Below are 21619 nucleotides of genomic sequence, written 5' to 3'. Positions count from 1 at the left end.
GCGGCCTCAGGCCCTGTCGGCCCCGTGGGCCCCATCGGCCCCGTCGGTCCCATCGACCCCATCGACCCCATCGACCCCGTCGATCGTGGTGCCGCCGGGGAAGAACTCCCAGTCGAAGCGGTGCAGGCGACCGGGAGCGCCCTCGCGGTCCAGCGCCCGCGCGAGGATGATGTCCGCCATCCGCGCGAACACGTCCTCGACGCCGTAGTAGCTGATGGGGCCGAGCATCTGGGCGTCGTCGGGGACGTCGCCGATGGAGATGATCTCGAGGTCCTCGGGCACCGAGACGCCCGCGTGCATCGCCGCGACCTGCAGCGCCATCGCCTGGTAGCCGGTGGAGCAGATGACGGCCGTCGGCCGGTCCGGCCCTTCGAGCCACCGCTGGGAGTACTCGAAGCTCTGCTGGCGACCGGCCCCGGAGGCGTGCACGAGGTCGATGCCCGGTCCGTCGCCCGCCTCGGCGGCGGCGTCGAGGAAGACGTGCGCGCGCGAGGGGTAGAACGGCCTGCGCTCGGGGTCGATCTCCCGGCCCGACATGAAGGCGACGGCGTCGTGCCGTCCGCGCAGCTGCTGGTAGGCGGCGTGCACGGCAGGAAGGGCCGAGGAGGAGACGACGTCGAAGCGCTCCGGCTCGATGCGCTCGCTGAAGGCGACGATCCCGCTCTGCCCCCGCGCGAGATGGCGCACCTGCTCGGGCCCCTCGGGGGTGAAGTCGATGCTGGTGACGAACGAGCAGTCGAAGGCGGAGCCGGAGAGGAACTCGAACCAGCGCTCATCGCCCAGGATCAGGGTCGAGAGGTCCTCGGGCAGGGCGCGATCGCGCACCGCGCCCGCGAGGCTCAGGCCCCACGGGTCCTCGACGGTGCCCAGGGCCAGGACGATGCCGCCGCTGCGGCCCGTGCGCAGGGAGCGGGCATTGCGATTGGGGACGTAGCCGAGGTCCTCGGCCGCGCCCCGCACCTTCGCCTTGGTCTCCGGGGACCCGGAGGAGCGCACGCCCCCGCGGCCCGAGAGCACGAACGACGCGGTCGCGACGGAGACGCCCGCCTTCTTGGCGACATCGGCCAGGGTCACCGGGCGTCCGGCGGCGTTCATCGGCTGCCCTCCTTCGCGACCACGATCTCGACGCCCGCCCCGCGCAGGGCCGCGACGGCGTCGGGATCCGCACCCGGGTCCGTGACCACGGCGTCCAGGCCCTCGGTGGACTGGATCCGGGCGAAGGCGCTGCCGCCGATCTTCGAGGAGTCGGCGAGCACGACGACCTTCTCCGCGCGATCGGCGAGGCGCGCGGAGATCAGCGCCTCGGCCTCGTCATGGGTGCAGGCGCCGTCGCGCGCGCTGATCCCGTCGACGCCGAGGAACAGCAGGTCGATGCGGATCTGCTCGAGCATCTGCTCGGCCCAGCCGCCCACCAGCTCGAAGCTGCCGCCGCGCACGATCCCGCCGGTCACCACCAGCTGGAGGTGTCGGCGCACCGCGAGCTCCTGGGCGATGTTCAGCGCGTTCGTCACCAGGGTCGTGGGCCGCGGGGCCTCCCGGATCGAGTCGCGGGCGGCGAGCTCGTGGGCGAGGGCGGTGGTGGTGGTGCCGCCGTTCATGCCGACGACGGTGCCGGGCTCGATCATGTCCACGGCCGCACGCGCGATCGCGTCCTTCGCATCGGCATGGCGGGTGGAGCGGTAGCGCATGGGCAGCGCGCTCGCGTCGGGATGCGCCGAGGCCCCGCCATGGCTGCGGATCACCAGCTGCTGCGCCGCGAGGCTGTCGAGGTCGCGGCGCACGGTCGCGGGCGAGGTCCCGAGGTCGGCGGCGAGCTCGTCGACGCGCACGTGACCGCGCTCGATGACCAGGTCGAGGATGCGGTCCAGGCGCTGGCGGCGTCCGCGGGCGGGCGCGCCGGCGGCGCCATCGGCCGCGCCCGGGGTGCGGTCTGCCGCCGCGGAGGCGCTCGGCACTGCGTCGCTGGGCACCGGTCGCCTCCTCGTCCTGTCATGTGCGATGGATGTGCGGTTCGAGATCGCTGCATCGAGGGTATGCGACGCGGCTGCCCCGCCGGTGGCGAGTCCGTCAGAAGGGTGAGCGGAGCGGCCGACGGCACCCCGCGCACACCGCCTCGCAGATTGCACACCATTGATCGTTCTGATTCGATATGCTCATAAACGATCACCGATTACTCACCCGCTTCGCGGACGCCGCCCCGTCGGCCGCCTATCCATCGAACACTCGCCCGCCGACCCCGGCACATCCCGAAGGAGACGCGATGACCAGCGCCACCGAGATCGAACTGCGCACCCAGCCCGAGACCTGGCAGCAGGCGATCGACCTGCTGCCCTCCGTGCGCGACCTGCTGCCGCACGCCGGCGAGCGCGCGCTGATCGTGGGCGCCGGGACCTCGTGGTTCATGGCGATCGCCTATGCGAAGCTGCGCGAGGCCGCCGGCCAGGGCGTCACCGATGCCCTCACCCCCACCGAGGTCTCCCCCGCCCGCAGCTACGACCGCGTCATCGCGCTCTCGCGCAGCGGCACCACGACCGAGATCATCGACGTGCTGCAGCAGCTCTCGGGAACCCCGAGCGTCCTCGTCACCGCCGTCGCCGGCGGCCCCGCGAGCGAGCACGCGGACGCCGAGATCGTCCTCGACTTCGCCGACGAGACCTCCGTCGTCCAGACCCGCTTCGCCAGCAGCGCCCTGGCCCTGCTGCGCTCCTCCCTCGGCGAGGACCTGAGCAGTGCGATCGCCGACGCCCGCGACGTGCTGGACCGTGAGATCGAGCAGTCCTGGATCGACGCGGATCAGATCACCTTCCTGGGCACCGGGTGGACCAAGGGCCTCGCCGATGAGGCCGGTCTGAAGATGCGGGAGGCCTCCCAGTCCTGGACCGAGTCCTACTACGCGATGGAATACCGGCACGGCCCCATCGCGATCGCCCAGAGCGGCCGCATCACCTACCAGTTCGGCCCCGCGCCCGAGGGGCTGGCCGCGCAGACCGAGCAGGCGGGATCCGCATTCGTCGCCTCGGACCTGGACCCTCTCGCCCAGCTCGTCGCCGTCCACCTCTGGGCCGTGCGCCGCGCCGAGGCGAAGGGCCTGAACCCCGACACCCCGCGCCACCTCACCCGCGCCGTCCACCTGATCTGAGAGGGCCGATGACGCGCACCACACCCCCATCCCCGGCACCGTCTCCTTCAACGTCCCCGCCCTCGATGACGGCGCCACCGGTGCCTGCTGCCTCGCGGTCCCCGGCGCGCGCCGCGATCGGGGTCGACGTCGGCGGGACCCGCACCAAGTTCGGCGCGGTCGCGCCCGACGGCACCCTCACGATCCCCTACTCCCTGCCCACGCCGCACGAGCCGGACGATCTGGCCGCGATGATCGCCGAGCAGACGGCGCGGCTGAGGGAGCAGGCGCACCTGGCCGCGCAGGCCCCGGTGGGCGTCGCCGTGCCGGGCATCATCGACGAGGAGCGCGAGATCGTCGAGCTCGCGGTCAACCTGGGATGGGAGGAGCTCGCCCTCGGGTCGCTCCTGCGCGAGCACCTGGACGCGCCGCTGGCCCTCGGCCACGACGTCCGCGCGGGGGCGATGGCCGAAGCCGCCTGGGGCGCGGGGCGCCTGTTCCCCCAGCGCGCCTTCCCCCAGCAGACCGAAGCCGGCCGCGAGCAGGCGCCGCCGCTCGCCGACCTCATCTTCGTGCCCATCGGCACCGGGATCGCCGCGGCCGTGGTGCACGACGGCGCCGTCTTCGGCGACCGCTTCACCGGCGAGATCGGCCAGGTGCGCGTCGAGGAGCCGTACACGGGCCGCACGATGCGCCTCGAGGAGGTCGCCTCGGCCTCCGCGATCGGTCGACGCTTCGCCGAGCAGATCGACCCCGCCGCCCACTCCCTGGTGACCACCGACGGCGGACGCCCCGCCGCCCGCGCGGTCGTCGACCGCGCCCGCGAGGGCGATGCGGACGCCGAGAAGATCCTGTTCAGCGCCCTGGACACGCTGGGCCAGGCGCTCGCGACGATCATCTCGAGCGTCGGCACGCTGCCCGTGGTCATCGGCGGCGGTCTCGCGGAGGGCGGGCCCATCGTGCTGGACACTCTGCGGGAGTCGATCTCCGGACGCCTGGGAGTCGTGCCCACCCCTCCCGTGCTGCCGTCCTCGCTGGGCATGTGGGCCGGCTGCCAGGGCGCGGGGCTGATGGGCATGGTGCGCGCGTCATGATCCTCGTCCTCACCCCGAACCCCGCCCTCGACGTCACCTATGAGGTCGACGGACCCGTCCCCGTCCACGGCGAGCAGCGCGTGCAGCGGGTGCGGACCGTCGCCGGCGGCAAGGGCGTGAACGTCGCCCGCGTGCTCGCCGAGCTCGGCGAGAGCTCGGTGCTCGTCGGCCCTGTCGGCGGCGCCTCCGGCGAGGAGCTCGCAGGGCTGCTCGATGGGGACGACGGGTCCGACGGGCGCGGCGCGCACGGCCCCGCCGGCGCGATCGAGCAGGCCTGGACCCGCGTCGCGGGGGCGACCCGCCGCACCGTCACCGTCGTCGATCCCGACGGCGCGACCGGCTTCTACGAGCCCGGCCCCGAGCTGTCCGCCGCGGAGAGGGACCGGGTCCTGGCCGATGTCCGCTCCCGAGCGCGCGGCGCGGATGTCGTCGTGATCAGCGGCTCCCTGCCTCGCGGCCTGCGCGGCGAGGACGTGAGCGCCCTGGTCTCCGAGCTGCGCGGGCTCGGCCTGCCCGTCGTCGTCGACACCTCGGGGCCCGCGCTCCTGGACGCCGCCCGCGCGGGAGCCTCCGTGCTGAAGCCCAACCTCGGCGAGGTGCGGGCCGCCACCGGCATCGACGACCCGATCGCCGCCTGCCGCGCACTCATCGCCCTCGGCGCGGGCATCGTCCTGTGCTCGCAGGGGCCCGACGGCATGCTCGCCGTGACGGCCGACGCCGCGCTGCGCGCGACGCCCCCGCGCCCGATCCGCGGGAACCCGACCGGTGCGGGCGATGCCTCCGTGGCCGCGACCTCCCGTGCCCTGGCCCGCGGCGATGCCCTCCCCGACCTGCTGCGCTCCGCCGTCGCGATCAGCGCGAGCGCGGTCGCCCGCCCCGTCGCGGGCGAGATCGACCCGGCACTGGCCCGACAGCTGCTCGCAGAGATCACTGTCGAGCGCGGCCTCACGCCCCCGTCCTCCGCCCCGAACCCCTCCCAGGCCCCCGTGGAGCAGCCATGACTCTCAGCCCCCTCGCACCGCTGGCCGCCCGTGCCCGCGCCGCGCACCGCGGCCTCGCCGCCTTCAACGTCGTCCACCTCGAGAACGCCGAGGCCTTCGCCGCCGCGGCCGCATCGACCCGTCTGCCGGTGGTCATGCAGATCAGCCAGAACGCCGCGACGTACCACGGCGCGCTCGCGCCGATCGCGCTCGCGACCCTCGAGATCGCCCGGCGCTGCAGCCAGGACGTCGTCGTCCACCTCGACCATGCCGACGATCTCGATCTCGTGGCAGAGGCGCTCGACCTCGGCTTCACGTCGATCATGTACGACGGCTCGAAGCTGCCCGACGCCGAGAACCGCGCGCGGACACGCGAGGTCGTCCGCGCGGCGCACGCCCGCGGCGTGAGCGTCGAGGCCGAGCTCGGGGAGGTGGGAGGCAAGGACGGCGTGCACGACCCCTCGGCCCGCACCGATCCCGGCGACGCCGCCCGGTTCGTCGCGGACACCGGCGTGGACCTGCTCGCGGTCGCCGTGGGCTCCTCCCACGCGATGACCACGCGGGATGCGGCGCTCGACCTCGATCTGATCCGGGCGATCACGCGCCGGGTCGAGGTGCCGCTCGTGCTGCACGGCTCCTCGGGAGTGAGCGATGAGGGGATCCGCGACGCCGTCGCCGCCGGGATGACCAAGATCAACGTCTCCACGCACCTGAACAAGGTCACCACTGCCGCCGTGCGGGACGTGCTCACGGGCGAGAAGCCCCCGGCCGACACCCGCAAGTGGCTCGGACCCGGCCGCGACGCCGGCCGCGACGAGGCCGCGCGCCTCCTCGAGGTGATCGCCGGGCGGTGACGGCGCACCAGTGACGCCCCACCGGTGACCGGTCGGTCGATCTGACGTTCGGGTTGGAATCTGGGGCGAATTCCAACCCGAACGTCAGATCGACCTGCCCCGCCCGGTGGCGATCGACGCCGGTGGCGATCGACGCCGATCGTGCTCGATCCGCTCCCACCGGCGGGCGCCCCGCCCGTCCCGGCTCAGCGCGATTCCCCTGCCCATCCGTGTCGGTGGAGCGCGGAGGCGACACGGTGGGCGGCGCGGGCAGCACCGTGGTGCAGATCCGTCGCCGTAGTGCGCACCTCGATCCATCCGGCGTCGGTGCGACGCTCGGTGCGTCGGATGTCCTTCGCCTGCTGCTCACGGTCCAGATGACGCGGCCCCTCGTGCTCTACACAGACCTTCCAGGCCTCCCAGTGCAGGTCGGGCTCACCGAGCCAGATGTCGCCGTCCCAGATCGCGATGTTCAGTCCGGGCTCCGGGAGGCCCGCTCTCTCGAGGCCGAGCCTCAGCGCCGTCTCCGCCCCCGAATCGCTGCCGACGCGCGAGAGCGCGAGCGCCTCCCGCAGCTTCGCGGACCAGGGCCTCCCCCAGCGCTCGATCGCCGTCTCGAGCTCGCGCGGTGTGGCATGGGGCCGGGTGCGGCCCTCGAACCTCGGTCGCGGGTGCCGCACCAGGTGATCGGCGACCATCACGAGCTCATCCACCGTGAGGTCCGCGGCGAGATCGCACCAGGTGCGCACCCTGCTGGTCAGACGCATACCGTCGACGGAGGCCGTCTCCGCGCGCGCATGCGTGCACTCGTGCCAGCGCACCCGCGCGGTGCTGCGGCGTGCGGTCTCGGTGCTCAGGTGGACGGGTTCGCCCCATTCGGACATCACCCGGAACGGCAGCGGCATCCCGAAGAGCTCAGCCGCCGTGGGGCCGCGGACGACAACTCCGGGAACGTCCGTCGCCACAGCACGAGCGAGGGCCGTCGCCGTGACGGGTGCGCCCACCCTCCCGTGGATCCCGCGACAGATCGCCTCCACATCCCGTGCACGCAGACGCTGGGGGGTGACGCCCGCAGCGCGGGCCTGCCGCGTGGTGAACACGGGGCCGAGCGAAGCGGGCAGCGGAGAGGCGGGCGAGCCATCCGCACATGGTGCCGGTGCCGCGGCACAGGCCCGTCGCCCATCCACAGTGCGCAGGTCACGGCACCGACGCCGAGCCCTCCACATTCCGTCGACGCCGACGCCGATCACGGCCCCGGACCCCAGCCCCAGGATCCGGCCCCACGCCCCTGACCCGGCCCCGTGATCCGTGATCCGTGATCCGTGATCCGTGATCCGTGATCCGCCCGGTCGATCTGACGTTCGGGTTGGAATCGGGGCCGAATTCCAACCCGAACGTCAGATCGACCACGGACCGACGAGGCGGGCGCTCGGGATGGCGGGCGCGGGTGCGGGTGCGGGCGCGGGGACCCTTAGGCCTGGCCGCCGTCGAAGTAGGCGCGCACGTCGGCCGGGACCTCGGGGATGTCGTAGGGGACGCCGCCGTGGCGGATGGACTCGGCCCCGTAGACGCCGGTGGCGACGGCCTCGCGGGCGGCGATCACGGAGACGTCGGTCGCGCCGCCCTCGCGCACGAAGCGCAGGAACTCGCCCACGAGGTTGGGGTCGGCGCCGCCGTGGCCGCCGTCGCCGCGGTCGATGACCTCGACGGCGTCGGGGCTGCCCGGTCCGCTCCTGCGGGACTCCCAGATGTGGATCTGGTCCCCGCCGCCGTCGCCCATGTTCTCGATGCGCCCGGCGTCGCCGATCACCGTGTAGTTCCGCCAGTAGTCGGGCGTGAAGTGGCACTGCTGGTAAGAGGCGAGCACGCCGTTGTCGAGGGTCATGCTGAGCATCGAGATGTCCTCGACGTCGATCGTGGGGTTCAGCTCCTTCTGGGCGGTGGGCGGCCAGGTGGAGTCGTCGTACCAGTCCCACATGCGGCGGTCGGAGTTGTCCCGGCGGTCGCTGATGTCGCCGTAGACGGCGAGGTCGCCGATGCCGGAGACACGGCGGGTGTAGCCGCCGGCGAGCCAGTGGATGACGTCGATGTCGTGCGCGCCCTTCTGCAGCAGCAGGCTGGTGGCCCGCGCGCGCTCGGCGTGCCAGTCCTTGAAGTAGAAGTCGCCGCCGGCGCCCACGAAGTGGCGGCACCAGATCGCGCGCACGCGCCCGATGCGCCCGGAGTCGACGATCGCCTTGAGCTGGCGGATCACGGGCATGTGGCGCATGTTGTGGCCGACGAACAGCCGCGTGCGCTTCTCCATCGCGAGCTGCAGCATGGCGTCGGTGTCCTCGACGCGGATCGCCATCGGCTTCTCGGTGAAGGTGGGGATCCCGGCGCCGAGGGTCTGCAGGGCGATCCCGGCGTGGGCGAAGTCCGGGGCCAGGATCATCACCGCATCGACCTGGTGCTCGGCCAGCAGCTCGTCGACCGAGGCGACGTAGGCGACCTCCTCGCCGAAGCGCTCGCGGGCGTCCTCCCGGCCGCGCTCCGAGGGGTCGGCGACGACCGTGACCCGCGACCCCTCCCCCGGCCGATGCGCATGCCGCGACAGACCGCCGCGCGCGCCGTAGCCGATGATGCCGATCCGCAGGTCCTCCACGTGGACCACACTCCTTCGCGATGGTGGGGGTCGAGGCCCGTCCGGGCACGACGCTCGCGCGTCCACCCATCACCGTCGGACATCGGGCCTGCTCGCGACCCTACGGCCTCCGGCGTCGACGCCGGGAGCGGGGGTGCTCGGACCATCGGATGATCACGAAATGGTGAATGGATTTACACGGCGACCAAGATCATTTACTGTCATCCAGAACCTGTCAAGCACCGAGGCTCGGCAGGGAGGCCGCCCGGCCGCCTCATGAACTGCGAGGAGACCCATGAGCCAGACGACGCCGGCGACAGCCGCGGAGGGGGAGGCGATCGCGCTGCGCACGCAGAGCGCGAGCAGCCCCTCGCGCAGCGGCAGGAAGGGTCGCGCACCACGCAAGCCCAAGGACCCGTTCGGGGTGCGCCTGCGACGCGACTGGCAGATGCTCGTCCTGATGATCCCGGGCGCGCTGTGCCTGCTGCTGTTCTTCTACATCCCCATCCTCGGCAACGTGATCGCCTTCCAGGACTACCAGCCCTACCTCAAGATCACCGAGGCGCCGTACATGGCGATGCAGAACTTCATCGACCTGTTCGACGACAGCCGGTTCTTCCTGGCGCTGAAGAACACGCTGATCCTCGCTGTCGTCCAGCTGGTGCTGTTCTTCCCGGTGCCGATCGTCCTCGCGCTCGTCGTGGACTCGATGGTCACCCCACGCCTGCGCAAGGCGTTCCAGTCGATCGTCTACCTCCCCCACTTCCTCTCGTGGGTGCTGGTCATCGCCCTGTTCCAGCAGATGCTGGGCGGCGCGGGCTTCATCAACAAGTTCCTGCTGACCCACGGCATGGACGCGATCCCGTTCATGACCAACCCGAGCACCTTCCCGTTCCTGGTCGCACTCGAGAACGTCTGGAAGGACGCCGGCTGGGGAATGATCATCTTCCTCGCGGCGCTCGCGAGCATCGACCCGGCGCTCTACGAATCGGCCGCGGCCGACGGCGCGGGACGCTTCCGCCGCATCTGGCACATCACGCTGCCGGGCATGCGCCCGGTCATCGTGCTGCTGCTGATCCTGAACCTGGGCTCGATCCTCACCGTCGGCTTCGAGCAGTTCATCCTCCAGCGGGACGCCGTGGGCGCCGACGCCTCGGAGGTCCTGGACACCTACTCCTACTACACGGGCGTGATCGGCGGCGACTGGTCGATGGGCGCGGCCGCCGGCCTCGCCAAGGGGGTGGTCGGCACGATCCTCGTCCTGCTGGCCAACAAGTTCGCCCACATGCTCGGCGAGGACGGCATCTACCGAGGGAGCGCGCGATGAGCGAGCACATGACCATACCGGCCCCCGAGGTCGACGAGAACGACGCCGCGGCCCCGTCGGCCGCCTCCGCAGCGAGCCGATCCGCCGCCGCGACGGACGACCGCTCGCTGCACGAGCGGATCTGGGCCCGCGCCTTCGGCCGCAGCGAGCGCGCCGCCTGGATGGAGAAGCCGACGCCCGGGCTCACCGTGCTCAAGTGCCTGCTGATCGCGGTCGTGACGATCTCGATCGTGGTGCCCATGCTCGTGGTCGTCTCGACCTCGTTCGCCTCGAGCGACCAGATCCGGGACGCCGGCGGCTACGTGCTGTTCCCGACGGACCCGACCCTCGAGGCCTACCGCACCATCTTCAAGAGCCCGCTGGTGTTCCGCGCGATCGGCGTCAGCGTGTTCATCACGCTGGTGGGCACCCTGCTCGCACTCTTCGTGACGATCACGATGGCCTACGCGCTCAGCCGCCCGGTGCTCTTCGGCAAGCCGATGCTGATGGCGATCATCGTGACCCTGTTCTTCAGCCCCGGCCTGATCCCGATGTACCTCATGATCAAGGAGCTGCACCTGCTGAACACGATCTGGTCGCTGATCCTGCCGGGACTGTTCGCGGGCTTCAACTTCATCGTTATGCGCTCCTTCTTCATGGGGATCCCCAAGGAGCTCCTCGAGTCCGCGAAGATCGACGGCGCGAGCGACTTCACCGTCCTGCTGCGGATCGTGCTGCCCCTGTCCAAGGCCGTGATCGCCGTGATCGGCCTGTTCTACGCGGTCGGCTTCTGGAACTCGTTCTTCAATGCCCTGCTGTACATCAACGACCAGTCGCTGTGGCCGATCCAGATGATCCTGCGCAGCTACGTCATCCAGGGGTCCTCGATGACCGCCGACACCCTCGGCGTCTCGCAGGCCCCGCCCCCGCAGTCGATCAAGATGGCCGTCGTCGTCGTGGCGCTCGCACCGATCGTGGTCGTCTACCCGTTCCTCCAGAAGTACTTCTCCAAGGGCGTCATCACCGGCGCCATCAAGGGCTGAACCGCGCACTCGCCGGCACCGCTGCTTCACCTTCCCTCCCCCCCCCTCCTGCTCCGCAGTGGCTTCGCTGCGGCCCTGATGAAAGGACACACCATGAGCTTCGAGATCGGACGTCGTCAGCTCCTCGCCGCCGGAGGCGCCGCCGCAGTCACCGTCGGCGCGGGCGCCTGCACCGCGAGCTCCAGCCGGTCCGGCGGTGCGAAGAAGTCGGCCGAGGTCGAGCTTCCGACCTACAAGGCCCTCGACGGCCTCACGCCGGACCTGAAGGGCAACGAGAAGGGCCTGCACAACGTCTTCCTGAAGGCTCCCGAGAAGCTCCTGAAGACCACGGACAAGAAGCCCATCACCTCGGGCACCATCAAGGCGCTCACGCAGACCTTCCAGACGCCCCCGCCGCCGATGAAGTCGAACCCTTTCTGGAAGAACCTGAACACGCAGCTCGGCGGCACCCTGGACATGCAGGTCGTCATCGACTCCTACCCGGACAAGTTCGCGACGATCCTCGCCTCCGGCGACCTGCCCGACCTCATGTGGGTGCCGCCGAACCAGGGCATCCCGAACGTCGGCCCGATGCTCGAGTCGCAGTTCACCGACCTCACCGAGTACCTCTCGGGGGACAAGGTGCTCGAATGGGGCAACCTCGCCGCGCTCACGCCGAGCTCGTGGCGCACCGCCGTGGTCAACGGCAAGATCTGGGGCGCCCCGATCCCCTCCACCCCCTTCGGGCAGGTCTACCTGGGCAACCCCGACGTGTGGAAGGACGTCGACGGCTTCTCGTTCAACGACGCCGACGAGTTCCTCGAGAAGTGCAAGGACGTCTCGATCAAGGGCAAGCGCTGGGCGCTCGAGCCCTTCCTGCCCAACGCCTTCCACATGTTCGGCGAGTGGTTCGGCGTGCCCACGGGGTACCGCGTGAACGAGGACCGCACGCTCACCGCGCAGTACCAGACCGACGAATACCTCGAGACCCTCGAGTACGCGCAGAAGGTCTTCAAGGCCGGCGTCTTCTACCCGGACCTGAACCTCGCCGAGTCCTCCCAGTACTTCTCCAACGGGACGATCGGCGCGGTCGTGTCGGTGGGCCCGCGCGGCGCCTCCGACTACCGCAGCTATAACAAGGACCTGCTGGCCGACATCCTCGTCCCCTTCGCCGCGGACAAGGACCGCACCCCGGTCTACGACATGGGCTACGGGACCGTGGGATTCACACCGCTGAAGAAGACGGACGACGAGAAGAAGATCCGCGAGCTGCTGGACCTCATCAACTACCTCTCTGCGCCCTTCGGGACCGAGGAGTACATGACGGTCAACTGGGGTCGCGAAGGCGAGGAGTACGAGGTCAAGGACGGCAACTACGCCCTCACCGAGGACGGCGAGACCAACGTGCCCGGTCTCCAGAGCGCTCTGGAGATCATGGCCTCGGGCGAGGGCGTCATCTACAACCCCATCGCCGACGACTCCGAGTACATCTATGAGCAGGAGAAGAAGCTGCTCGAGAACGCGGCGCAGTCCCCGATCAAGGGCCTGTACTCCGACACGGCCTCGTCCAAGGGCACGGAGATCGGCACCCGCCTGAACGACGTGCGCGACGACGTCATCCAGGGCCGCAAGACCATCGACGACTTCAAGAAGGCCCTGAAGACCTGGGAGGAGGGCGGCGGCAAGAAGATCCTCGAGGAGTACGCCGAGGTCCTCCCCGCGGACGTCCCGGTCACCAAGGATCCCAAGGCCAAGTGACGGACTGAGGCGGGCCGACGGCCCTCACGGTCGCCCACGCCCGCGCCCCCGCCCGCGCCCGCGCCCGCGCAAGCCCACGCCCACGCCCCCGCCCGCGCAAGCCCAAGCCCACGCCCGCGCCCGCGCCCGCGCAAGCCCAAGCCCGCGCAAGCCCAAGCCCGCGCCCGCCGACGATGACCAGGTTTTCTCACCGGAACGAGCCGTTCCGGTGAGACAACCTGGTCATCGTCGGTCTCACGGCTCCCTCTGGCTCGCCCGTCGGCCACGCCGCGCTCAGGGGAGGCGGGCGGCCGAGGCCTCCATCTCCGCCCGCCAGGACTCGTGCAGCCGCTGCAGGTGCGCGAGCGCCTCGGGGTGCTCGGCCGAGACCTCCCGGGTCTCGTCGAGGCCCGCGAGGTCGTCGGTCGCAGGGCTCAGCTGCATACCGCTGCCGATGTCCGTGTGCTCGACCTGGAGGATGCTCGCCCGCGCCCGGGATTCCGGGTCCACGAACCGCAGCTTCCAGTCGCGCGTGCGCACGGCCCACTGGAAGCCGGTGTCGAAGTGCAGGGAGACGTGCACCGGCGCCTCGGGGTCGCGCAGCGAGTCGCGCAGGTCGATCCCGTCGCACACGCCGTCGGCCGCGAGGGGGACGCCGCTGGCGCCGATGAAGGTCGGCATCAGGTCGAGCGAGCTGACCAGGGACTTCGACACGGATCCCGGTTCGGTCGCGCCGGGCCAGGAGATGATCAGCGGGGTGCGCACGCCGCCCTCGTAGAGCGTGTACTTGCTGCCCTCGAGCGGGGTGTTGCGCCCGTAGTTGCAGTGCGAGCCGCCGTTGTCGGTCATGTAGACCACCAGGGTGTTCTCGCGCTGGCCGGTCTCCTCGAGGTGCGCCATCAGGCGCCCGATCTCGCGGTCCATGATCTCGAGCTGGGCCAGGTAGTAGGCGCGGCCGTTCTCGAGGTTCGGCTCGACCGCCCCGTCGTACCAGTCGAGGTAGTCGTTGGTCTCGGCGTCGAAGTCGGGATGGGAGGGCAGGCCGCGGGCGTCGAGCTCGTGCTGCGGGAGCTGCCAGGTGAAGTTGTGGACCGCGTTGAAGGCGACCATCGCGAAGAAGGGCCCTCGGCCCCGGTCGCGCCGTCGGCCCCCTCCCCGCGGCCATCGCCGGCGAAGTCGATCGCGCGCTGGACAAACTCCTCGGTGAGGTGGCGCTCGCAGTCGACCTCCCAGGTCTGCTCACCCTCGCCCTCCCACATCGGGGAGACGCCGTGGCGCTCGGCGGCCTCGCCGTAGGCCTCCTCGTGCGCACGGGAGTGGTGGAGGTAGTGCAGGCGGCCCATCGAGAGCGCGGCCACGCCGTAGAAGGAGGTGTCGAAGCCGTGGTGTGGCGGGCAGGCGCGATCGCCGGGCCTGTCCTGGCCGTAGTGGATCTTGCCGAAGTAGCCCGTGCGGTACCCGCGCTCCCCCAGCAGCTCGGCGAGCGACGGCACGGCCTGCGGGGGCATCGCGGAGTCCGTGAACCAGTGCGCGCCCCAGCGCTCCTGGTACTGGCCCGCGATGAGGCCCGCGCGCGACGGGCTGCAGATCGGTGCGGTCACGTACGCGTTGTCGTACAGCCGCCCCGACGCCGCGAGGGCGTCGAGGTGCGGGGTGGAGACCTCCGGATCGCTGCCGCGCAGACCCAGATCGCCGTACCCGTGGTCGTCCGAGACGATCAGCAGGATGTTCGGGCGCTGGCGCTGATCGGGGGCGCCACCGGTCGTGCTCGTGTCAGGCATCCGTTCCTCCGTCCGTCATGTGCGCACAACGCGCGCGGTGGTGAGTCGATGGTCGTGCGCTTCGCCGACGCCTCGGCCGGCCGGCGGCCGCTTGGCGGGTCGGTGACCGGGCGCTCAGTCGAAGACCGGGCGCTCAGTCGAAGAACGGGCGCTCGGCGAGGGCGAGCCGGGCGGGGATCGCGTCGAGATCCAGCAGCAGCACCTCGTTGCGGCCCTCGCGCACCCAGGGGGAGGGAACGTACAGCGACTGCTGGGGTCCGACGCTCCAGTACCGGCCCACGCAGTGCCCGTTGACGTAGGCGACGCCGTGGCCGGCGGCGGAGAGGTCCAGGTGCGCGTCGGCGCTGCGCTCGGCCTCGAAGGAGGCGGCGACCAGGACGGGCAGGTCATCGGCGGGCTCGGCCGACGGGGACTGCGTGGTGGGATCCGCCTCGGCGGCGATGCCGGCGAGCTCCTCCCCCATCTCCTCGAGGGGCCAGGGGTCGGCCTCCCAGTCGCCCAGGAAGCGGACGCGGTCCCAGACGCCGCGCAGGATGCCCTTGCGTCCGCCCAGGTAGGGGCCGAAGTTCACGCGGGCGAGGTTCTCCACGAGGATCTCGACGCGCACCGTGCGGTTCCCGCCGCCGGGCAGCAGGCGGTCCACGAGCGGCGCGAGCTCCACGACGGCGGGCTCGCTCTCCCCGACCAGCGACTCGTCGGCCGATCCCCGCGCGCCCACGCCCACGGAGCCGGCGGCGATCCCGTCGACGAACACCCACGCGCGGTCGGCGAGGCCGTAGAGCGTGAGCGGGGCGAGGGTGCGGGTGCCGTCGGCCTGCTCGCGGGCCTCGATCTCGACCTCGCGCGAGTAGCGGACCATGCCGCGCTCGAGCCCGAGGTCCTCGAAGGCGGGCGGCGCGATGTGGACGGGGGCGGTGCGGGTGAAGCGCTCGGCATCGCGCAGCGCCGCCACGCGCTCGATGCGCACCTCGCGCGCGGGCAGGGCGGCCGGCTCCGCCTCGAGGCCGAGCTCCGCCAGCTGCTTCTCGAGCGGCGGGAGGTCGCGGTGGCGGGCGATGACCTCGCGGAAGGCATGGAACTTCTCGGTGAGACGGCCGTCCTCGGCGATCGGCGCGTCATAGTCGTAGCTCGTGGTCGTGGGCTGGAGGCCGCCGTCGTGGTTCGCGCCCGCGGTGAGCCCGAAGTTCGTGCCGCCGAGGGCCATGTAGAAGTTCACGCTCATGCCGTGCGCGAGCATGTCCTCGAGCTCGGAGGCGGCGCTCGCGGCGTCGCGGGAGTGGTGGCTCTCGCCCCAGTGGTCGAACCAGCCGTTCCAGAACTCCATGCACATCAGGGGCTGGTCCGGCAGCTCGCGCCTCGCCATCTCGAGCACGTCCAGGGTGCGGGACCCGAAGTTCACGGTGGGCAGGACGCCCTCGACCGTTCCGGCCGTCAGCCACATGCGCGCGGGGCCGTCGGAGGTCACCAGGAGCTCGTCGATGCCGCGGGCCCGCAGGCCGTCGCGCAGGTGCGCGAGGTAGACCGCGTCGTCGCCGAAGGAGCCGTACTCGTTCTCGACCTGGACCATGACGACGTTGCCGCCGCGGCACGCCTGGCGCTGCGCGATCACGGGGATGAGCTGGTCGAACCAGTCGTCGACCAGGCGCAGATAGGCCGCGTCGCGGGTGCGCAGGCGCACGCCCTGCTCGCGCAGCACCCAGCCGGGGAATCCGCCGTTCTCCCACTCGGCGCAGATGAACGGGCCCGGGCGCACGATCGCATCCAGCCCCTCCTGAGCGGCGATGTCGAGGAAGCGCCCGAGGTCGGCGATGCCCTCGAAGGTGACGGTCTCGGGCGCGGGCTGGTGGACGTTCCAGGCCACGTAGGTCTCCACGGTGTCGCAGCCCATCGCGACCAGACGGCGCAGGCGGTCGCGCCACTGGTCCGGATGCACACGGAAGTAGTGGATCGCGCCGGAGACGATCTGGTGGGGCTCGCCCCCGCGGAGGAATCCCTCGGGGGTGGGCTCGAGCAGGGCAGGCATCGTCGGGAGTCCTCTCGGTGAACCGATCTACAGATGCCAGTCTTCCATGGGGCGGGGAGTCGCGGAGGCGCCTCCGATGGAGGCCGACGCCCCGCGCCCCTCGCCTCAGGCCGCGGTCTCGCGCTCCCCGAGCCACGGGGCGAGGCGGTCCTCGACGCCCAGCCACGGGGCGAGCCCGTCGGCCCGTTCCTCGGGGGTCAGCAGGATGCGGCCGAAGGCGCGGCGCACGCGCTCGGCATCCGCCGCCCCGACGCCGGTGACGACGAGCCGGGTGGTGGGCAGGTCGCGGCCGGCGTCGGCGATCGCACCGATGGAGACCTGGCCGCCCGCGCCGTCCCACTGGCAGATGGTGCCGGGGCGGTCGGGGACCCAGAAGCGGCCGCGGCCGCGCAGCCTGCCGGCCCCGAGCTCCTCGATGTGCTCGAGCAGGCGCTCGGGGTGGAAGGGCCGTTCGGAGCTGAGGTCCAGGGTCCAGGTGCCGTGGGCGGTGGGGCCGCCGTAGGGCTCGACGCGGCGGGGATCGCGGCGCCCCTCGGCGCGGGCGCGGGAATGGCGGCCCAGCAGCAGGGTCTTCGGGTGGAGGGTGTGCATCGAGGCGGAGACCTGCTGCTCGGGCGCCCGCAGGTGCTCGATGAGCTCGCGGGCGGCGCCGTCGGCCCCGTCGAGGACCAGCAGGTCGGCGTACTCGATCTGGGCGGCGAGGGCCTCGCCCACCGCGCGCTCGTCGCCGTCGGCCCACTGCAGGCCGCGCTCGGCCAGGGTGTCGTCCTCGAGGAGGTCGTGCACGGCGGTGCGCATGTCGAGGACGGCGGCGGAGGACCCCAGGTGCCAGCCCTGCCGCCCGGGCAGGATCGTGCGCACGACGACCTCCGGGTCGGCGCTGATCGGCGGGGCGAGCAGCAGACCGTTCCAGCGGCTCTCGGCGGCCAGGCGCGCGAGCAGCGGGATCGCGTCCTCGCGCATGGCGCAGGAGACGCACGGGTGGTCGAGCTCGACGAGGGAATCGTCGATCACGCGCTCCGCGTCGCCGAGCACGCGGCGCAGCGCCCCGTGCTCCGCGTCGACCTCGTAGCGCAGGGCAAGCATGCCGGGCCGCTCGAGCAGCAGGCTCGTGACCAGCACGTCCCGCAGCACCGGGTCGATCGCGGAGATCAGGCTGACGGGCAGGGAACCGGCGTCGGGCAGGGGGCGCAGCGGCCCTCGGGCATCGGGGCCGCCGTTCGCGGCATCGTTCGCGGACATCCGTCGCGACCTCACTTCTTGACGAGAATGATTATCAGTAGTTAGTCTCCTCCATCATGACCCAGCGTTGTCAAGTCACCGGCGCCGAGCCGCGGATGGGACGGAACGTCTCCCACTCCCGCCGCCGCACGCCTCGCCGCTTCAGCCCGAACATCCAGCACAAGAAGTACTTCGCCCCGTCGCTCGGCCGCACCGTGCGCCTCACGCTCTCGGCCAAGGCCATCAAGATCATCGACCGGCGCGGCATCGACGCGGTGGTCCAGGAGCTGCTCGCCCGGGGCGAGAAGGTCTGAGGCCGGCGGGCCGAGGGGCGGCGGGCCGACGGGCCGGCGGGATGCCGACGATGTGACGTGCGAGCACCCCTGACATGGAGCAGAGACCCTCTGGCGTCGTACCCGGCACGGAAGGAACCGGGGCGCGCGATCTCATGCAGGCGGCCCCGCCTCCGCAGGACCGAGTTCCCGCTCCACCCGTCGACCCGTCGACCAGTCGGCCCGTCGGCCCTCGGATCTGACCAGCCCCGCCGAGCGAGCATCTCGTCCATCACCTCTGACGCGACCGTCCTCCGGGGCGGCGCACCCGAACAACATCCCCGCGCAGCCCCAGCGGCCCAGCGCCCATCGATCCACCCACCACGACCCCGCAGGAGGGCACCCATGAGTCGTCGCAACGACGTCCGCCAGACCGTGAAGATGCGTTCCACGGCCGGCACCGGTTTCACCTACATGACCACCAAGAACAGGCGGAACACCCCCGATCGCCTCAGCATGCGCAAGTTCGACCCGCGCGTGCGCGAGGTCGTCGAGTTCCGGGAGGAGCGCTGATGGCCAAGACCTCGAAGATCGCGGCCGACGAGCGTCGGCGCACTGTCGTCGCGAAGTACGCCGAGCGTCGGGCCGCACTCAAGCGGGCGCTCAAGGACCCGGCCGCCTCCCCCGCGGAGCGCGCCGAGGCCCAGCGTGCCCTGCAGGCGCTCCCCCGCGACGCGAGCCCGACGCGCCTGCGCAACCGCGACGCGATCGACGGGCGACCGCGCGGCCATCTGCGCCGCTTCGGCCTCTCCCGCGTCCGCTTCCGGGCCGCCGCCCACCGCGGCGAGCTGCCCGGCATCACAAAGTCCAGCTGGTGAGGTGCGGCCGTCGGCCGATCCGCCGACGACCCGTCCCGCCCATCCCCCTGACACCGCGAAGGAGGCCTTCATGAAGAAGGGCATCCACCCCGACTACCACCACGTCGTGTTCCGCGACGCCGGCGCCGGGCACTCGTTCCTCACCCGCTCGACCGTCACCTCGGACAGGACCGTGCTGTGGGACGACGGCCGCGAGTACCCCGTCATCGACGTGGAGATCTCGTCCGCCTCGCACCCCTTCTACACGGGCAGCGCCCGCGTGGTCGACACCGCCGGACGCGTCGAGAAGTTCCGTCGCCGCTACGGCGCGAAGTCCGCGGGCGCGCAGACCTCGGGCCCGGGATCGTCGAGCGCCGGCACCCCGAGCACCGCCGCATCCACCCAGGAGGCCACCCGATGAAGGTCCGCAACTCCCTGCGCGCGCTGAAGAGCCAGCCGGGATCGCAGGTCGTCCGCCGCCGCGGGCGCACCTTCGTGATCAACAAGAGGAACCCGCGCCTGAAGGCCCGGCAGGGCTGAACGGGAGGGCGGCGCGGCCCGTCTTCGAGCATTTGGGCGGGTCTGCGGACCATTCACACCACTGAATGGTCCGCAAACCCGCTCGAACCCGGGGGCCACCCGTCCGCCGGAGCGGCGGGACGACGGGCCCGGAAAGATGTGAGGGTGGCGAGCCGAGAAGGTCGAGTCTTGGCTCGCCACCGTCACATCTTCGCGTGCGGCGGCGCCACGGCTGCTCAGCTCGTCGGGTGCGGCGCCGCCACGCCTGCTCTGCGCGACGGTCGCTCAGCTCGCCTGCTCGGCGAAGATCGCGGAGAAGCGACCGCCGGTGGCGAGCAGCTCGTCGTAGCGACCGCGCTCGACCACCCGGCCGTCGTCGATCACGAGGATCTCGTCCATCCCCCGCAGGGTCCATGCCCGGTGGGAGACGACGATCGTGATGCGCTCGCCCTTCGAGCGCTGCAGCTCGCGGAAGATGTCCTGCTCGGCCTCGGCGTCGATCGCGCTCGTGGGCTCGTCGAGGATCCAGATCGGTGCGCCGCGCAGGTGGATGCGCGCTAGGGAGATGCGCTGCCACTGCCCGCCGGAGAGGCCCACGCCGCCCTCCCACTGCGACCCGAGCTGCTGGTCGAGACCGTTCTTGAAACCGCGCACCATGCTCGCTGCATTGGCCGCCTCGAGCGCGGCCCACATCTCCTCGTCGCTGACGTCGGTGCGCGGAGTGCCCAGCTGCAGGGACTCGCGCACCGTGAGCTCATAGCGCCCGAACTCCTGGGTGAGGATGCCGAAATAGCCCACCCACTCCTGGAAGGACATGTTGTCCCGGGTGCGGCCGTCGATCGCGATGCGCCCCTCCTGCGGCTCGAGCGTGCCGACGATCGCGTTGACCGAGGTCGTCTTGCCCGCGCCGTTGACGCCGACCAGCGCGACCACGGATCCCTTCTCGATGCGCAGGTCCAGTTGCTCGAGCGAGGGCTCGTCCTTGCCGTCGTACGTATGCGAGACACCCTCGACCTCCAGGACGGCGGCGTCGTCGGCGATGGCAGGCAGCAGACTTTCGCGCCGCAGCGCGAGGAGCTTCTCGTAGCGCCCGAACGGAGCGCTGCCCTCGACGACGTATCCGAGTGCTCCGCCCAATGAACCGACGGCGTTCATCGCGGCCATCACCCCGTACACACCGCCTGCCGCGGCGGGTCCGTAGTGGACGCCGACCACGAGCGAAGCCAGCGCACCCGCGAGCAGCACGGAGGTGGCGAGGCCGGAGGCCAGTCGCCAGCCCAGCTGCGGCGGGTACGTCTTGGCCTTGCGCGCGGTGATGTCGCGGACGGTGCGCGCGACCATCGCGGAGATCTGTCCGCTGGCCCCGAGCGAGGTGAGCTCGACGGCGGGTGCGGTGGTCACCAGGTGCTGGTGGAGGTATCGGGAGCGCCAGTAGAGCTTGCCGACGTCGTCCCACATCTGCGAGTCGATCCGGGCCACGCGCTGCGAGGCGATGAGCATCGGCACCAGGGAGACCAGCACGAGCAGCGCCGCGAGAGGGCTCATGAGCAGCAGCGTGAAGAACACGCCGATGACCGACAGCGCGGACTGCAGGACGTTGAGCACGAAGGGGAACACCGCCGGCAGCTCGTCCTCCGCGGCCTTGTTGCCGGCCTCGATGTCCGCAGCGACGGCAGGGTCGGCGATGATGCGCGGCGGAAGGGTCGCGAGAGTCGCTGCGACCTCCTGCTTCGTGTGCAGACCGATGAGATCGACGCACCGCCAGCGCAGGATGCTCGAGATCTCCTGGACCGGGCTGGCGAACGCGATCAGCAGGACGAGCCCGCCGAAAGGAGCGGCGACGTCAGTGAAGCTGTCCGCTGTGGTGAGCGCCGCGACGAAGCCTGCCATCAGCACGACCTGGGCCGACGGCACCGCGGCGACGAGCAGGCCGAGCAGCGCCGTGAGCAGCAGCTTCCCCGGCGCCGTCGCCCATGCTTGGCGCACGCTCCAGACCCCGACCCCGAAGACCCCCATGCGTGGAGCGTTCCACGGCGGGCCGGCGGATGAGGAGCGAATAACAGAATCTGGAGGTCAGCGGGACGGAGTCGGGCGCGATATCGGTGCCGCCGGCCGAGGGCGACGGGCCCGAAGAGGGCGGCGCGGCCGGCGGGGGAATCGCGGCCCACCGACGGAGGCGGCGCGGCCCGCTGGGGCGGCGCAGCCCGCTGGGGCGGCGCGGCCCAGATCCGGT

Annotated in this window: 20 protein-coding genes and 1 pseudogene; 12 read left to right on the top strand and 9 right to left on the bottom strand. The window is 71.6% G+C overall.

Annotated elements, in window-relative coordinates:
• Nucleotides 1-6: 6 nt before the first annotated feature.
• A complete protein-coding gene (locus FHG10_RS00440; protein ID WP_152351383.1) occupies nt 7-1095 on the bottom strand; it encodes a LacI family DNA-binding transcriptional regulator in 1089 nt (362 codons plus the stop codon).
• Nucleotides 1092-1970, bottom strand: coding sequence for a DeoR/GlpR family DNA-binding transcription regulator (locus tag FHG10_RS00435; protein WP_227487934.1), 879 nt, complete (start codon nt 1968-1970; stop codon nt 1092-1094). The genes FHG10_RS00440 and FHG10_RS00435 overlap by 4 nt, the downstream gene beginning before the upstream one ends.
• A gap of 290 nt (nt 1971-2260) precedes the next feature.
• Here FHG10_RS00435 and FHG10_RS00430 point away from each other — a divergent pair, with 290 nt between their 5' ends.
• The 4 genes from FHG10_RS00430 to FHG10_RS00415 all read left to right on the top strand — a co-directional run bounded on the left by FHG10_RS00430 (nt 2261) and on the right by FHG10_RS00415 (nt 6046).
• Nucleotides 2261-3139, top strand: coding sequence for an SIS domain-containing protein (locus FHG10_RS00430; protein WP_152351382.1), 879 nt, complete (start codon nt 2261-2263; stop codon nt 3137-3139).
• 80 nt (nt 3140-3219) lie between these two features.
• A complete protein-coding gene (locus FHG10_RS00425; RefSeq protein ID WP_193636138.1) occupies nt 3220-4212 on the top strand; it encodes an ROK family protein in 993 nt (330 codons plus the stop codon).
• Nucleotides 4209-5213, top strand: coding sequence for a 1-phosphofructokinase family hexose kinase (locus tag FHG10_RS00420; protein ID WP_152351380.1), 1005 nt, complete (start codon nt 4209-4211; stop codon nt 5211-5213). Before FHG10_RS00425 ends, FHG10_RS00420 begins: the two co-directional genes overlap by 4 nt.
• Nucleotides 5210-6046, top strand: coding sequence for a class II fructose-bisphosphate aldolase (locus tag FHG10_RS00415; protein ID WP_152351379.1), 837 nt, complete (start codon nt 5210-5212; stop codon nt 6044-6046). Before FHG10_RS00420 ends, FHG10_RS00415 begins: the two co-directional genes overlap by 4 nt.
• A gap of 185 nt (nt 6047-6231) precedes the next feature.
• Here the strand turns inward: FHG10_RS00415 and FHG10_RS00410 are convergent, their stop codons facing one another.
• Both FHG10_RS00410 and FHG10_RS00405 read right to left on the bottom strand, forming a co-directional pair.
• The gene (locus tag FHG10_RS00410; protein WP_152351378.1) at nt 6232-6930 is read right to left on the bottom strand and encodes a hypothetical protein; all 699 of its coding nucleotides are present in this window, start codon (nt 6928-6930) and stop codon (nt 6232-6234) included.
• 566 nt (nt 6931-7496) lie between these two features.
• On the bottom strand, nt 7497-8669 hold the full coding sequence (locus FHG10_RS00405; protein WP_152351377.1) for a Gfo/Idh/MocA family protein: 1173 nt from the start codon (nt 8667-8669) through the stop codon (nt 7497-7499).
• Nucleotides 8670-8943: 274 nt separating this feature from the next.
• On the opposite strand from FHG10_RS00405, the gene FHG10_RS00400 reads away from it, so the two are divergent.
• The 3 genes from FHG10_RS00400 (at nt 8944) to FHG10_RS00390 (ending at nt 12734) form a co-directional block, all read left to right on the top strand.
• Entirely contained in the window at nt 8944-9975 is a 1032-nt protein-coding gene (locus tag FHG10_RS00400; protein WP_152351376.1) for an ABC transporter permease, read from the top strand.
• 161 nt (nt 9976-10136) lie between these two features.
• A complete protein-coding gene (locus tag FHG10_RS00395) occupies nt 10137-10997 on the top strand; it encodes a carbohydrate ABC transporter permease (protein ID WP_406565147.1) in 861 nt (286 codons plus the stop codon).
• A 93-nt stretch (nt 10998-11090) separates the two neighbouring features.
• The gene (locus FHG10_RS00390) at nt 11091-12734 is read left to right on the top strand and encodes a type 2 periplasmic-binding domain-containing protein (protein WP_152351375.1); all 1644 of its coding nucleotides are present in this window, start codon (nt 11091-11093) and stop codon (nt 12732-12734) included.
• Between the two features lie 273 nt (nt 12735-13007).
• On the opposite strand, the gene FHG10_RS18130 is transcribed toward FHG10_RS00390, so the two are convergent.
• From FHG10_RS18130 to FHG10_RS00375, 4 genes and pseudogenes are all read right to left on the bottom strand, one after another.
• On the bottom strand, nt 13008-13823 hold the full coding sequence (locus FHG10_RS18130; protein ID WP_264674015.1) for a sulfatase family protein: 816 nt from the start codon (nt 13821-13823) through the stop codon (nt 13008-13010).
• A 299-nt stretch (nt 13824-14122) separates the two neighbouring features.
• Nucleotides 14123-14494: pseudogene (locus FHG10_RS18125) on the bottom strand (sulfatase-like hydrolase/transferase); the annotation flags it as partial.
• Nucleotides 14495-14627: 133 nt separating this feature from the next.
• Nucleotides 14628-16517: a glycoside hydrolase family 35 protein gene (locus FHG10_RS00380; protein WP_152351374.1), complete on the bottom strand. Its 1890-nt coding sequence runs from the start codon at nt 16515-16517 to the stop codon at nt 14628-14630.
• Between the two features lie 105 nt (nt 16518-16622).
• Nucleotides 16623-17759, bottom strand: coding sequence for a GTP-binding protein (locus tag FHG10_RS00375; RefSeq protein ID WP_152351373.1), 1137 nt, complete (start codon nt 17757-17759; stop codon nt 16623-16625).
• Nucleotides 17760-17815: 56 nt separating this feature from the next.
• Between FHG10_RS00375 and rpmB the strand changes: the two genes are divergently transcribed.
• From rpmB to ykgO, 5 genes are all read left to right on the top strand, one after another.
• On the top strand, nt 17816-18052 hold the full coding sequence (rpmB, locus tag FHG10_RS00370; RefSeq protein WP_152351372.1) for a 50S ribosomal protein L28: 237 nt from the start codon (nt 17816-17818) through the stop codon (nt 18050-18052).
• A 363-nt stretch (nt 18053-18415) separates the two neighbouring features.
• Nucleotides 18416-18583 (top strand): 50S ribosomal protein L33, encoded by a 168-nt coding sequence (rpmG, locus tag FHG10_RS00365; protein WP_152351371.1) that lies wholly within the window; start codon nt 18416-18418, stop codon nt 18581-18583.
• The gene (gene rpsN / locus FHG10_RS00360; RefSeq protein WP_152351370.1) at nt 18583-18888 is read left to right on the top strand and encodes a 30S ribosomal protein S14; all 306 of its coding nucleotides are present in this window, start codon (nt 18583-18585) and stop codon (nt 18886-18888) included. Before rpmG ends, rpsN begins: the two co-directional genes overlap by 1 nt.
• 70 nt (nt 18889-18958) lie before the next feature.
• On the top strand, nt 18959-19288 hold the full coding sequence (locus FHG10_RS00355; protein WP_152351369.1) for a type B 50S ribosomal protein L31: 330 nt from the start codon (nt 18959-18961) through the stop codon (nt 19286-19288).
• Nucleotides 19285-19407 carry a type B 50S ribosomal protein L36 gene (gene ykgO / locus FHG10_RS00350; protein WP_152351368.1) on the top strand — a complete coding sequence of 41 codons (123 nt, stop codon included), beginning with the start codon at nt 19285-19287 and terminating at the stop codon, nt 19405-19407. The genes FHG10_RS00355 and ykgO overlap by 4 nt, the downstream gene beginning before the upstream one ends.
• Before the next feature lie 264 nt (nt 19408-19671).
• Here the strand turns inward: ykgO and FHG10_RS00345 are convergent, their stop codons facing one another.
• Nucleotides 19672-21402: an ATP-binding cassette domain-containing protein gene (locus FHG10_RS00345; protein WP_152351367.1), complete on the bottom strand. Its 1731-nt coding sequence runs from the start codon at nt 21400-21402 to the stop codon at nt 19672-19674.
• Nucleotides 21403-21619: the final 217 nt, after the last annotated feature.

The organism is Brachybacterium subflavum, assembly GCF_009299795.1.
Classification (GTDB): domain Bacteria; phylum Actinomycetota; class Actinomycetes; order Actinomycetales; family Dermabacteraceae; genus Brachybacterium; species Brachybacterium subflavum.
The sequence above is the reverse complement of the archived record's forward strand: the minus strand, read 5'-3'. Positions and strand labels throughout refer to the sequence as shown.